This is a genomic window from Thioalkalivibrio nitratireducens DSM 14787, assembly GCF_000321415.2.
Taxonomy (GTDB): domain Bacteria; phylum Pseudomonadota; class Gammaproteobacteria; order Ectothiorhodospirales; family Ectothiorhodospiraceae; genus Thioalkalivibrio; species Thioalkalivibrio nitratireducens.
On the sequence record NC_019902.2, the window covers coordinates 3,684,617 to 3,697,997 of the forward strand.

The following is a 13,381-nucleotide window of genomic DNA, read 5'->3' on the forward strand; positions in this document are numbered from 1 at the left end:
ACTCGAGCGGCGCTTGCGGTTAGAATAGCGGGCTATTTGGAACAACCGGTTACCACGGCCTTGAAAGAAACGCTCGTCCAAGCGCTGGAGACGGCGCTCGCACAGCTGGTGCAGGAAGGCACCCTCCCCCCGGACCACGGCGTCGAGGTGCAATTGACCCGCGCCCGCGAGCGCGAGCACGGCGATTTCGCAACCAACCTTGCGATGCAACTGGCGCGGCCCGCCCGCCGCAAGCCGCGCGAGATCGCCGAACGCATCGCGGCGGCGCTGCCCGATGTGGCAGGGCTGGCCGCAGTCGAGGTCGCCGGCCCCGGGTTCATCAACTTCCGGCTCGCCGACGACGCGCGCTTCGCGGTCCTCGCGGCCATCGCCGATGGCGGCGCCGATTACGGCCGATCGAACGTCGGTCAGGGGCAGCGCGTGCAGGTGGAGTTCGTGTCGGCCAACCCGACCGGCCCGCTGCATGTGGGTCACGGTCGCGGCGCGGCCTACGGAGCGACGGTTGCCGACCTGCTCGCGTTCTGCGGTTTCGACGTGACACGCGAATACTACGTGAACGACGCCGGGCGGCAGATGAACATCCTGGCGGCAAGCGTGTGGCTGCGCTACCTCCAGAAACGCGGCGTACAGCTGCCGTTTCCGGCCAACGGCTACCGGGGCGAGTACGTCAACGCGATCGCCGACGACCTCGCGGTGCTGCTGAACGATGCCGGCGTGCATCCTGCCGACGCGGTGCTGCGCGATCTGCCGGCGGACGAACCCGATGGGGGCGACAAGGAGGCCTACATCGATGCCGTGGTCGAACGCGCCCGGGAACTGCTCGGTCCGACGCTGTACCGGCAGTTCTTCGACCATGGTCTGAACGCGATCCTCGACGACATCCGCGACGACCTCGGCGCGTTCGGTGTGCACTATCAGAACTGGTTCTCCGAACGCAGTCTTGCGGATTCCGGAGCCATCGACGCCGCGGTCGCGCTGCTGCAGGAACGTGGTGCGCTCTACGAGGACAACGGCGCGCTCTGGTTCCGCTCCACCGAGTACGGCGACGACAAGGACCGCGTGGTGCGCCGCGAGAACGGCGACTACACCTATTTCGCGTCCGACATCGCCTACCACCGCGACAAGTTCGAGCGCGGCTTCGACCGCATCATCAACGTCTGGGGTGCAGACCATCACGGCTACGTTGCCCGCGTGCGGGCCGCGCTGCGCGCGCTGGGCCTCGACGACGCGCGTCTGGACGTGCTGCTGGTCCAGTTCGCGATCCTGTACCGCGGCACCGAGCGGGTGCAGATGTCGACGCGTTCCGGCAGTTTCGTGACGCTGCGGGAACTGCGCGACGAGGTGGGCTCCGATGCGGCACGCTTTTTCTACGTGCAGCGCCGCTGCGAACAGCACCTGGATTTCGACCTGGAACTGGCGAAGACCCAGTCCAACGACAACCCGATGTACTACATCCAGTACGCCCATGCGCGCATCGCCAGCGTGCAGCGCCAGGCGGCCGAGCGCGGGCTGTCCGCCGCCGCCGCGAACGGCCCCGAAGTGTCCCGCCTGACGCTGGACCCGGAGACGGACCTGCTGACCCGGCTGGACCGCTTTCCCGAACTCGTGGCGACCGCCGCGCTCGCGCACGAACCGCACCAGCTGGCCCAGTACCTTCGCGACCTCGCGGCAGGCTTCCACGCCTATTACAACGCGGTGCCGTTCATGAATGCCGAGGATCAGGAACTGATCGGGGCACGGCTGGCGCTGATCGGCGGCATCCGGCAGGTGCTTGCGAACGGTCTGGGCCTGCTCGGTGTCCGTGCTCCCGAGAGCATGTAGCCCACAGATCGCAGCGCTTGCGCGCCACCCGCTTTCCGGCGCTGCGGGACCGCGGAACGGCCGCGCCGGCAAACTCAAGATCGGTTAGGATTTCAACATGGCCCAGGCACGCAAGGTCCGGCGCAGGCCGGCCCCGCAACACGGCAGCCGTCCGATTCCCGGATGGGTCTGGCTGCTCGCGGGCATGCTGGTCGGTCTGGCCGTCGCGGCGGTGTTCTACCTGCAGGGCGCGGACCGGATGGGGCAGGATCCCGGCTGGCTCACCCAGGGCGAGACGGCCACTCCGGCGCCCCCGGCCCAGGAACCGAGGCCCGAGCCCGTCCCGCAGGATCGCACCCGCTTCCAGTTCTACGAGCTGCTGCCCCAGGATGAGGTACGGGTACCGCCTCCGCCGGCGCCCACGACTCCCCGGGTCGCCACCCCCGAACCGGCTCCGACCCCGGAAAGCCGCTCCGAACCCCAGGGCCGCGTGCTCTTGCAGACCGGCTCGTTCCGGCGGTACGCGCAGGCCGACGAGATGAAAGCGCGGCTGGCGATGATGGGGCTGCAGGCGAACATCCGCGAGGTCCAAGTAAACGGGCAGACGTTCCACCGGGTGTACCTGGGACCGTTCGACAGCGACGCCCAGGTCAACCGCACCCTGGAGCGACTGCGGCGCGAGAACATCGAGGCCCTGCGCCTGCCCGCCTCCGGCTGATGACCACTCCGGCGCCGCCTGCGCCGGTCCGGGAGCTGGAAGCGCGGATCCCGGACCTTCTTCGCCGCGACGAGGCCGCGCTGCGCACGCTGCTGGACCGCGCCACACGGCGCCTCGCGCGCGAGCAACCGGCGGACCGCCTGCTCGCGCAGGCCGCGCGTTACCTCGACGAAGCCCTGCTGCGGGCGGAGGCGTTCCGCGCGACGCTGCCCGAGCCCCGCTACGCGGACGACCTGCCCATTCATGCCGCGCGCGAGCGCATCGTCGCGACGATCCAGAACCACGCGGTCACGGTGCTGTGCGGCGAGACCGGATCCGGCAAGACCACGCAACTGCCGAAGCTCTGCCTGGATGCAGGGCGCGGCCGCCGGGGACGGGTCGGGCACACCCAGCCGCGCAGGATCGCCGCCCGATCGGTGGCGGCGCGCATCGCCGAGGAACTGGGGTCGGAGGTCGGCGCCGCGGTCGGGTACAAGGTGCGCTTCAATGATCAGACGGGCCCCGACACCCACATCAAGCTGATGACCGACGGAATCCTGCTCGCGGAACTGCGCCAGGACCCCGACCTGCTCGGCTACGACACGCTGATCATCGACGAAGCCCACGAACGCAGCCTGAACATCGACTTCCTGCTGGGCTATCTGAAAAGGCTGCTGCCGCGCCGGCCGGATCTGCGCCTGATCATCACCTCGGCGACGCTGGATCCGGAACGGCTGGCCGCTTTCTTCGGCGACGCGCCGATCCTGGAAGTCCCGGGGCGCGCCTGGCCGGTCGAGGTTCGCTACCGCCCGCTGCAGGCACCCGACGACGACCCCTCCCGGGAACCCGCCGCCGGCAGCCGCCCCGAACGCGACCTGTTCGACGGCATCGCCGACGCAGTCGCCGAGTGCTGCCGCGAAGGCCCTGGCGACATCCTGGTGTTCCTGCCCGGCGAGCGCGAAATCCGCGACGCGGCGCTGCGCCTGCGCCGCGAACAGCCGGCGCATACCGAGATCCTGCCGCTGTACGCCCGGCTCTCGGCGGCGGAGCAGAGCCGGGTATTCCGGCCCCACCCCGGCCGGCGCATCGTGCTCGCGACCAACGTCGCGGAAACCGCGCTGACGGTGCCCGGCATCCGCTTCGTGATCGACACCGGGCTGGCGCGGATCTCGCGCTATTCCTGGCGCTCGCGGGTACAGCGGCTGAGCCTGGAGCCGGTCGCACAGGATTCCTGCAACCAGCGCGCCGGCCGCTGCGGACGCCTGGGCCCCGGCATCTGCTACCGGCTGTTCAGCGACGAGGACTACGCGCTGCGGCCCGAACACTCGGACCCGGAGATTCTGCGCTCGAACCTGGCCGCGGTGATCCTGCAGATGGCGGCGCTGGGGCTGGGCGATCCCCGGCACTTCCCGTTCGTCGATCCGCCCGACCCGCGGCTGATCCGCGACGGCTACCGGCTGCTCGAGGAACTGCACGCAGTCGATGGCAAGGGCCGCATCACCGCGCACGGCCGCCGGCTCGCGCATTTTCCGGTCGATCCGCGCTTCGCGGCGATGCTGCTTGCCGGCGGCGAGCGCGGCGTGCTGACCGAGACGCTGACCATCGCGAGCTTTCTGGCACTTCAGGATCCGCGCGAGCGTCCGGCCGAGCACGCTCAGGCCGCCGACGAGGCACAGCGCGTCTTTCGCGTCGAGGGCTCCGATTTCCTGACCATCGTGCAGATCTGGAACGCCTGGCACCGTACCCGCGAGGAGCTCGGCAGCAGTGCGCTGAAACGCTGGTGCCGGGAACACTTCCTGTCCTACCTGCGCATGCGGGAATGGCAGGAACTGCGCGCCCAGCTTGCGACGCTTGCGCGCCAACTCGATCTGCACCGCAACGAACAAGCGGCCGACCCGGAGCCCCTGCACAAGGCGCTGCTCGCGGGCCTGCTGGGGCATGTCGGCCGCAAGACCGAACGCGGCGACTACCTCGGCACGCGCAACCGGCATTTCCAGATCCACCCCGGGTCGGGGCTCGCGAAGAAGCGCCCGGACTGGATCATGGCCGCCGAGATCGCCGAAACCACTCGCGTCTATGCCCGCGAGGTCGCGTCGATCCGTCCCGACTGGATCCTGGAGGTCGGCCCGCATCTGCTGAAGCACCACGTCCACGAGCCGCATTTCCAGGCGCGCGACGGGCGCGTCGGCGCCTGGGACCGGATCACGCTGTACGGGCTGGTGGTCGCGCCGCGCGCACCGGTGAACTTCGCCCGTCACGATCCGCAGGAGGCCCGGCGGCTGTTCATCCAGCACGGGCTGGTCGAGGGCCAGCTGCGCTCGCGCTCGCGCGGACTCGCCGCGAACCGGGCCGCAGTCGCCGAGATTGCCGAACTGGAGGCGCGCGGACGCCGGCGCGATCTGCTCGCCGAGGAAGATCGCCTGCGCGCGTTCTACGACGCCCGCCTGCCCCCCGAAATCGTCGATGGCCCCGGCTTCGAGGCGTGGTGCCGCCGGGCCGAACGGGCAGACCCGGACCTCCTGCGCATCGAGCCCGCGGAACTGATGAACGAGCCCGGGGCCGCGTTGCCCCAAGGCGCCTATCCCGATGCGCTCGAGATCCAGGGCATCCGCCTGCCGCTGGGCTACCGCTTCGAACCCGGCCAGCCGGACGACGGCGTGACCGCGACGGTGCCGATCGCAGCGCTGAACGGCCTGCCCGACTGGCTCGGGGACTGGTTGGTGCCGGGGCTGCTGGAAGAGCGTGTGACCGGGCTGTTACGCAGCCTGCCGAAGGGACTGCGCCGCAATTTCGTTCCGGCCCCGGAATTCGCGCGCGCCGCGCTCGAGCGCATGCCCGCTGCAGAGGGGCCGCTGCTGCCCGCGCTGACCGAAGCGCTGGAAGCGATCACCGGCACCCGCGTGCCCGCTGAAGCCTGGCGTCCGGAGCAGCTGGAACCGCACCTGCAGATGCGCTTTCGCGTGCTCGAACCCGACGGTGCCGAAGCCGCCAGCGGCCGCGACTTGCCGGCGCTGAAGCGCGGCCTCGGCGACAGCGCTGGCGCCCACTTCGACGCCACCCGCCCCGACGACATCGCCCGCGACGGGATCACCATTTGGGATTTCGGGCCATTGCCGGAGTTCGTCGAGTTCGAACACCAGGGCGCACAGCTGCGCGCCTACCCAGCGCTGGTCGATGCCGGCGACAGCGTGTCGCTGCGCCTGGAATCGGATCCCGACAACGCCCGCCGGCTGCACCGCGGCGGGCTGCGCCGGCTGTTCCTGCTCGGGTCGCACCGGATCGTGCGCGACCTGCGCCGGCAGTTGCCCGACATTCAGCGCGCCTGCCTGCACTATGCGGCACTCGGCAACTGCGAGGCCTTGCGCGAGCAGATCCTGGCCGCCGCAGCCGAACGGGTGTTCCTGGCCGAGACCCCGTGGCCGTGCGACGCCGAGGCGTTTCGCGGGCGGCTCGAGGCGGGCCAGCCCCGGCTGAGTGCGATCACCATGGAACTCGCGCAGCTCTCGGCGCGGATCCTCGCCGACTGGCACGACCTGCGCCGCCGGCTTGACGGCGACCTGCCACTGTCGTGGATCGAGGCCGGGCGCGACATCCGCGACCAGCTCGCGCACCTCGTGCCCGCGGATTTCCTGCTGGCCACGCCGCCGGAGGTGCTGCGCGAGCTGCCCCGCTACCTGCAGGCCATCACACGCCGGCTAGAGCGTCTGGAACACACGCCGGACAAGGACCGGCGCCTGCGGGTCGACATCGAACCGATGTGGGACGAAGCCAAGCGCCTGCGCGCCGCCCACCCGGAGGATCCGGCCGTGCTCCGGTTCCGCTACCGGGTCGAGGAGCTGCGGGTCTCGGTGTTCGCGCAGGAACTCGGCACCCTCGAGAAGGTGTCGATCCCGCGCCTCGCCCGGGAACTGGATGAACTGCGCCGGTCCCTCACCGTACCTCCGCCGAACACGCGCCGGGCCCGCGGGCGCTGAGCGCACGCGATGGCTCCCCGCGGCGCCCCGGCACCGGATCGCCGATCACGGCCTTCGGCCACTTTCTCTCACCTGCCACCGGCCATCTCGATGCCACGACAACGTCGGGAAAACCAAGTGTGGCCCTTATCGGGCAGCGCATGACGGCGCTCTTTTGTGAAGGAGTCGGTCTTTCCGTCGGAGCGCTGGCACTATCTTCAAACCGTGCGACGGCGGCCATCCGGTCCGCGTATGCGAGAAGGAGCGAGGATGATGAACCCGAAAATGCTTGCGGGCCTGGCCTTTGCCGGCATCGCGATGTTGCAACTGGCCGCCTGCGGTGGCGGTGGTGGTTCCGAGGGTGGCACCGGGCACCTGAGCGCCAGCATCACCGACGCGGCCGTGGACGATCTGAAGGCCGTGAACCTCCGGGTGATCGCGCTGGAACTGCGTCTGCAGGGAGCCGGCGAGGATGACTGGGTGGTCGTCGACGTCCGCGACGAATTCGGGGCCGCCCTCGAATTCAACCTTCTCGACTACCAGCACGGGGCGACGTTCCCGCTGTTCGAGGACGAGCGCGTGCCGGCGGGTGTGTACGAGCACGCCCGGCTGGTGCTCGAGGCGCCCGCGCGCACCCCGGGCGAGTGCATCGGGCAGGATCCGCTGGCCGGCTCCCACGTGGTCGTGGATCAAACCGGGGCGCTGGTACCGTTGTTCGTTCCGAGCGGTGCGAACACCGGGGTCAAATTGGCCAGTCCGTTCCGCGTCCCGGTGGATGGCTTCGCGGCCGTGGTGATCGATTTCGACCTGCGCCAGGCACTGCATCAGCCCGCCGCCTTCCGGAATTCGTGCTATTTCCTGCGCCCGGCCTTCCGGGTGGAAGCCGTTCAGAACACCGGGCGCATCGCGGGCACGGTGGCCCTGCCGCTGCTCGACGGCAGCAGCGGTCTGTGCAGCGACCATGACCCGATGACCGGCAATGCAGTCTACGTCTACCAAGGCTGGAACCGGGTCCCGGGCGACATCAACGCCGACGAGACCGTGCCGACGGCGGCCCCATTCGCGACCTCCGCGGTGACGTTCGACGCCACCGGCGAGGGTTCCTACACCGTCGCGTTCCTCCCTCCGGGCGACTACACGGTGGCTTTCACCTGCCGGGCCGACGAGGAACGCCTACCCGATCCGGATGCGGCGGATGAAGATGAACGCCTGGCCGTCGACGAACTCGACTTCCAGCAGCCGCAGAACGCGGTGGTCGAGGCGCAGGTCACCACGGTCGTGAACTTCCCGGCCGACTGAACGCGTCCACGCGTCGCAGCCGGGTGCCTTCAGCGGGACGGACCCTGCCGCCCGATGCAGGCGATCTGTCTGCACGGACCTGACCCCGGAACGCGGCTGGTTGCACACGGACGCACGGCTGCTGGCCCCTGCGCGCATGGTCGGGCCCGTATAGAGTGCCTCGCGGCGGATCGGGGCCTGCAGCTTCGCGGTCGGCGCCAGGCCGTTTCAGCCGAGTTCGGCCCTGACGCGGGTCGCGATCTCCTCGACCGACAGATGCGTCACGTCGAGGCGCGGGATACGCTCACGAAACAGGAATTCGTCGATCGCGAGGCACTCGGCACGGCACTGGGCCAGGCTCGCGTAGCGGCTTCCCGGCCGCCGCCCTTCGCGGATGTCAGCCAGCCGCTCGGGGGAGATCACCAACCCCAGCAAGCGGCCACGCAACCCGCGCAGTGAACTGGGCAGCCGGGTGTCCCCGGTCAGGTCCTCGGGGATCAGCGGATAATTGGCCGCGAACATGCCGTAGTTCATCGCGAGATAGAGGCAGGTCGGCGTCTTGCCCGAACGCGACACGCCCATCAGGACCACCTCGGCATGCCCGATGTCGCCGGTGGCAAGGCCGTCGTCATGAGCCAGCGTGAAGTTCAGGGCCTCGATGCGCCGGTCGTAGCGCGCAATGTCGCCGATGCCGTGTGCCCGACCGGAGACCGACTCGGCCTTGCGCCCAAACACCTGCTCGAGCTGGTCGAGATGATCGGAAAAGATGTCCAGTACCGGAATCGGGCACTGCCTGAGCTGCTCGCGCAGCCGCGAATCCGCGAACGTGGCCACGGCCAGGGCAGGCTGGCGCCCTGACCGCATGCGGGCGAACAGTTCGTCGAGCTGTTCCCGGCTGCGCACGAACGGGCGCAAGTGCCAGCCGGGGTGCAGGCCGTCGAACTGGGTGAGCAGCGTTCTGGCCAGCGTCTCCGCGGTAATCCCGGTTCCGTCGGAGAGCAGGTAGATCTGCGGCTGCCCTGCGTCAGCCACTCGCCACGACCTCGACAAGCCGCTCCCAGGTCGGAATCAACGAGTCCGGGTTCAGTGACATGCTCTCGATGCCCTCGGCAACCAGCCACTCGGCCAGGTCCATGTGATCCGACGGGCCCTGGCCGCAGATGCCCACGTACTTGCCCTTTTCGCGCGCGGTGCGGATCGCCATCGACAGCAGTGCCTTCACCGCGTCGTCCCGCTCGTCGAAGCCTGCGGCCACCAGCGCGGAGTCGCGGTCCAGGCCCAGGGTCAACTGGGTCAGGTCGTTGGACCCGATCGAGAAGCCGTCGAACAGATCGAGGAACCGGTTAGCCAGCAGCGCATTGGAGGGGATCTCGCACATCATCACCACCTTGAGCCCGTTCTCGCCGCGCTTTAGCCCTTCCTCTTCCAGTACCGACAGCACACCTTGCGCCTCGTCCAGGGTGCGCACGAAGGGCACCATGACCTGCACGTTGTCGAGCCCCATGTCCTCACGCACGCGCTTCAGCGCGCGGCACTCCATCGAGAACGCGGGCCGGAACGAGTCCGCGAGGTACCGGGACGCGCCCCGGAATCCCAGCATCGGGTTCTCCTCGTCGGGCTCATAGGCGCGGCCGCCGAGCAGGTGCGCATATTCGTTGCTCTTGAAGTCGGACAGCCGGACGATCACCGGCTGCGGCGCGAAGGCCGCGGCGAGCGTACCGATGCCTTCGCTGAGGCGGCGCACGAAGAAATCCTCAGGGCTTTCGAAGCCGGCGATGCGCGTCGCGATCTCGGCCCGAACGTCCTCCGGCACCTTCGGATAGTCGAGCAGCGCCAGCGGGTGAATGCCGATGTGGCTGTTGATGATGAACTCGAGTCGCGCCAGCCCGATGCCGGCGTGGGGAAGGCGCGAGAAAGCGTAGGCACGCCCTGGGTTAGCGACGTTCAGCATCAGTTTTACCGGCAATGGCGGGAGATCGCCGGCCGAGGTTCGCTGTACCTCGAACGGGATCCGCCCGTCGTAGACGTAGCCGTCGTCGCCCTCGGCGCAGGACACAGTGGCCTCGACGCCGTCGGTCAGCACCTCGGTGGCGTCGCCGCAGCCGACCACCGCGGGAATGCCCATCTCGCGGGCGATGATCGCCGCGTGGCAGGTGCGGCCCCCACGGTTGGTCACGATCGCGGAGGCGCGTTTCATGATCGGTTCCCAGTCCGGGTCGGTCATGTCCGCGACCAGGATGTCGCCCCGTTCCACTGCGTGCATCGCGTCGGGGGACTCGACGACGCGAATGCGGCCGGCACCGATGCGGGCACCGATCGCGCGGCCCACCGCCAGCGGCTTTTGGTCGTGCGGCGCGAGACGGTAGCTCTCGCTGACCCCGACCTCGACGCGACTTTCCACCGTCTCGGGCCGGGCCTGCACGATCATCAGTTCCCCGGTCTCGCCGTCCTCGGCCCACTCGATGTCCATCGGACGGCCGTAGTGATCCTCGATCGCCACCGCGTAGCGGCCGAGCGTCTGCGCCTGCTCGTCGGACAGGCAGAAGCGGGTGCGCAGATCCTCGGGTGTATCCTCGACGCGCGTGCCGCCGCTGTCGGTCAGGACCATGCGGATCGCCTTGCTGCCCAGGGTCCGGCCGATGATCGCGTTCTTGCCGGAACGCAGGGCCGGCTTGTACAGCTGGTATTCGTCGGGGTTCACCGAACCCTGCACCACGGTCTCGCCGAGCCCCCAGGCACCGGTGATGAACACCGCGTCGCGGAAGCCGGTCTCGGTATCCAGCGTGAACACCACGCCGCTGCAGCCGATATCCGAGCGCACCATGCGCTGCACGCCGGCCGACAATGCCACCTCGTCGTGCGCGAAGCCCTGGTGCTCGCGGTAGGCGATCGCTCGGTCATTGTAGAGACTCGCGAAAACCTGGCGCAGCGCGCGCAGCACCGCGTCGATGCCGCGGACGTTCAGGTAGGTCTCCTGCTGACCGGCGAACGAGGCCTCGGGCAGATCCTCCGCGGTCGCGGAGGATCGCACCGCCACCGGCACGTCATCGCCGAGACGCGCATAGTGTTCCCGGACCTGGGCCTCCAGTTCCGGCAGCAGCGGCGTCTGCTCGATCCAGTCGCGCACTTCCCGACCCGCGGACTGCAGCGCCTGGATGTCGTCGATGTCCAGGCCGGCGAGACGCTCCTGGATGCGACGATCCAACCCGTTCTGGGCCAGGTGGGCCCGGAAGGCATCCGCGGTGGTCGCGAAGCCCCCGGGAACCTGGACTCCCGCCTCGGCGAGATTGCCCAAGAGTTCGCCCAGCGAGGCGTTCTTGCCGCCCACCTGGGCGACGTCGCCCATGGTCAGTTCGGCGAGGTCGATTACCCAACTCATTTCCTGTCTCCTTGGAGGAAGTTCAATTCGGAAGCGGTGCAACCCGGCCGGCGAGCCCGTTCGAACCGCCTGCCGCGGCCTCTGGGACTTGCACCAGCTGTTCTTCGGTCAACTGTACATATGCCTTGTAGCGGGCACTGATGCGGTCGACGTAGGCCACCGGTTCGCTACCGCGCACGTAGCCGTGGCGAGCCTGCGAGAAGTAGCGGCGCTGCGAAAGCAGCAGCATCGCATTCTCGACGTTGTCGAACCAGCGGTCCCGGTCCCAGCCCTTCTGTGCGGCCAGCCGGCGCGCGTCGATCACATGCCCGAGACCGGCATTGTAGGCGGCCAGCGCGAACCAGACACGGTCGGCGACCGACAGATCGTCGGAAAACCGTTCGCGCATGTTGTGCAGATAGCGTATCCCGCCGCGCACGTTGGCTTGGGGGTCGGTGAGATCTTTCACCCCCAGTTCGGCCGCGGTGCGCGGCATCAGCTGCATCAGCCCCGTGGCCCCGTAGGGCGAGCGGGCCTGCGGGTCGAAACGGCTCTCCTGATACATCTGGGCGACGATCAGCCGCCAGTCGAAATCCAGCGGCTCCGCGTGTTGGCGCACCAGGTCGTCCCAGGGCGAGAGTTGCCCGGTCCCCCGCACGCGCTCGTCCTGGTGGCGCCGAATATTGCGTTCATCCCGGAAATATCGCCGATACAGAATGTTGTAGATCTTGCCACGGTACTCCACCCGGAAGAACTCGTTCAGCGCCTCGTGCAGTGCCTGGTCGGCCAGGCGCACGGCCCAGGCGTGTTCGATCGGTTCTCCGACCGGGAACTGCCGGCGAATGTCGTCGCGCTGCGCCAATTCGACCGCGAGCAGGTGTTCCTCGAGCACCGCGTAATCGAACTCGCCTGCCAACAGACGCAGAACCACCTCTTCTGCATCGCCGACCATGGAGAGCGGCACCAGCGTGAATCCGTGCTGCGCGGACAGCGGACTCAGTTCCTCCCAGAGCTGACTGTCCGCAGCTGCGGCAACGGTGCTGCCGCCCACGGCATCCCAGTCGTCGATTTCACCTACCCCGGCCCGGCTGACCAGGTAGGGCTGGACGAAATGCCAGGGCCGGGTGTAGGAGACCGGACGCACCTCCTCCAGGTCGCTGATCTCGAGGAAACCGCCGGCGATATCGGCCCGCCCGGTCTCCAGCCACTCGAAGACCAGATCCGGCCGGGGCGGCACCACGACCTCGAGGCGCATGCCCTGCTGTTCCGCGAAACGCCTGGCCAGTTCGTACTCGAAACCAACCAGTTCCCCGCGCCAGAGGAAATAGGAGGCCGCGGTATTCGGCAGCAGGATTCGCAGCACCCGGCGTTCCTTCAATTCAGGCAGATCCCCCAGGTACTGTACCTCGCGCGGACGCGTCAGCTGCTCGGTGGTCAGGAAGCGGTTCAGCGCCGCGAGGAGGTCGGGCGTATCTCGGCGCACGGCCCAGGCGATCGCCTGCCGCTCGCCCAGCACGAACGCCCGGCGCAGGTCGTCACGGTACCCGAGATACATCTCCGCGATGTTGCTGTCCCGAACCGTGGCGTCGATATGCCCGGCCGCGATCATGTCGAGCGGCGCCTCGTCGTCGAAGTGATCCGGAGTCGGCAGCAGGTGCAGGTGCAGGTCGGGATGGTCCTCGCGCAACGCGGACAGGGTTTCCCAGAACGAGGTGGCCGGATCGGCCATGATCCGGCGCCCGCTCAGATCGTCGATCGACTCGATGCTTTCGTCGCTGGCCGAGACCAGCACCACCTCGTAAACATGATCGATCGGCAGCGAGAAATCGACGCGCTCCTGGCGGGCCTCGGTCACGGTCAGATTCGCAGCGACCAGATCGGCTCGACCCTGTTCCAGCAGCGGCAGCATCTCGCCGAGCCGGAACACCGGAACCAGCTCCAGATCCAGACCGAGGGACGCGGCAAACGACTCTGCCAGTTCCCTCTGCAGCGCCATCGGCGACCCCTGGCGGGGCAACGACGGCTCTCCGAGCGCGGTTCCAGGGACGACCACCCTCAGGCTGCCGCGCTCGAGCAGCGCATCGAGGTCTCCGGTCTCGATGTCATCGACAGCGGGGGCACCGCAGCCGGCGAGGGGAAGCGCGAGCAGCACGAACGACATCAGCCAGCGTATCAGCATCACATCCACAGGCACGTAGAAAAGGGAAACAGTTCCCTCTTATAGCCGATCTCAGGACCGATGCGGCGGCAGAAAGCGCGAGCACCGGCATCGGTGCCGAAGAAGCGGGAGGATCG

At 68.7% G+C, this 13,381-nt stretch carries 7 protein-coding genes; 4 read left to right on the top strand and 3 right to left on the bottom strand.

Annotated features, from left to right (window positions below):
* Positions 1-60 precede the first annotated feature (60 nt).
* The 4 genes from argS (at position 61) to TVNIR_RS16870 (ending at position 7,749) form a co-directional block, all read left to right on the top strand.
* On the top strand, positions 61-1,821 hold the full coding sequence (gene argS / locus TVNIR_RS16855) for an arginine--tRNA ligase (RefSeq protein ID WP_043739881.1): 1,761 nt from the start codon (positions 61-63) through the stop codon (positions 1,819-1,821).
* A 97-nt stretch (positions 1,822-1,918) separates the two neighbouring features.
* On the top strand, positions 1,919-2,518 hold the full coding sequence (locus tag TVNIR_RS16860; RefSeq protein WP_015260281.1) for an SPOR domain-containing protein: 600 nt from the start codon (positions 1,919-1,921) through the stop codon (positions 2,516-2,518).
* Positions 2,518-6,471: an ATP-dependent RNA helicase HrpA gene (hrpA, locus tag TVNIR_RS16865; protein WP_015260282.1), complete on the top strand. Its 3,954-nt coding sequence runs from the start codon at positions 2,518-2,520 to the stop codon at positions 6,469-6,471. The genes TVNIR_RS16860 and hrpA overlap by 1 nt, the downstream gene beginning before the upstream one ends.
* A gap of 249 nt (positions 6,472-6,720) precedes the next feature.
* Positions 6,721-7,749, top strand: coding sequence for a DUF4382 domain-containing protein (locus TVNIR_RS16870; RefSeq protein ID WP_015260283.1), 1,029 nt, complete (start codon positions 6,721-6,723; stop codon positions 7,747-7,749).
* Between the two features lie 207 nt (positions 7,750-7,956).
* Here the strand turns inward: TVNIR_RS16870 and TVNIR_RS16875 are convergent, their stop codons facing one another.
* The 3 genes from TVNIR_RS16875 to TVNIR_RS16885 are packed head-to-tail and all read right to left on the bottom strand — an operon-like array spanning position 7,957 to position 13,265.
* Positions 7,957-8,760, bottom strand: coding sequence for a pyruvate, water dikinase regulatory protein (locus tag TVNIR_RS16875; RefSeq protein WP_015260284.1), 804 nt, complete (start codon positions 8,758-8,760; stop codon positions 7,957-7,959).
* Positions 8,753-11,107 (bottom strand): phosphoenolpyruvate synthase, encoded by a 2,355-nt coding sequence (gene ppsA / locus TVNIR_RS16880; protein WP_015260285.1) that lies wholly within the window; start codon positions 11,105-11,107, stop codon positions 8,753-8,755. The genes TVNIR_RS16875 and ppsA overlap by 8 nt, the downstream gene beginning before the upstream one ends.
* Positions 11,108-11,129: 22 nt before the next feature.
* Positions 11,130-13,265 (bottom strand): MltF family protein, encoded by a 2,136-nt coding sequence (locus TVNIR_RS16885; RefSeq protein ID WP_015260286.1) that lies wholly within the window; start codon positions 13,263-13,265, stop codon positions 11,130-11,132.
* Between the last annotated feature and the right edge of the window lie 116 nt (positions 13,266-13,381).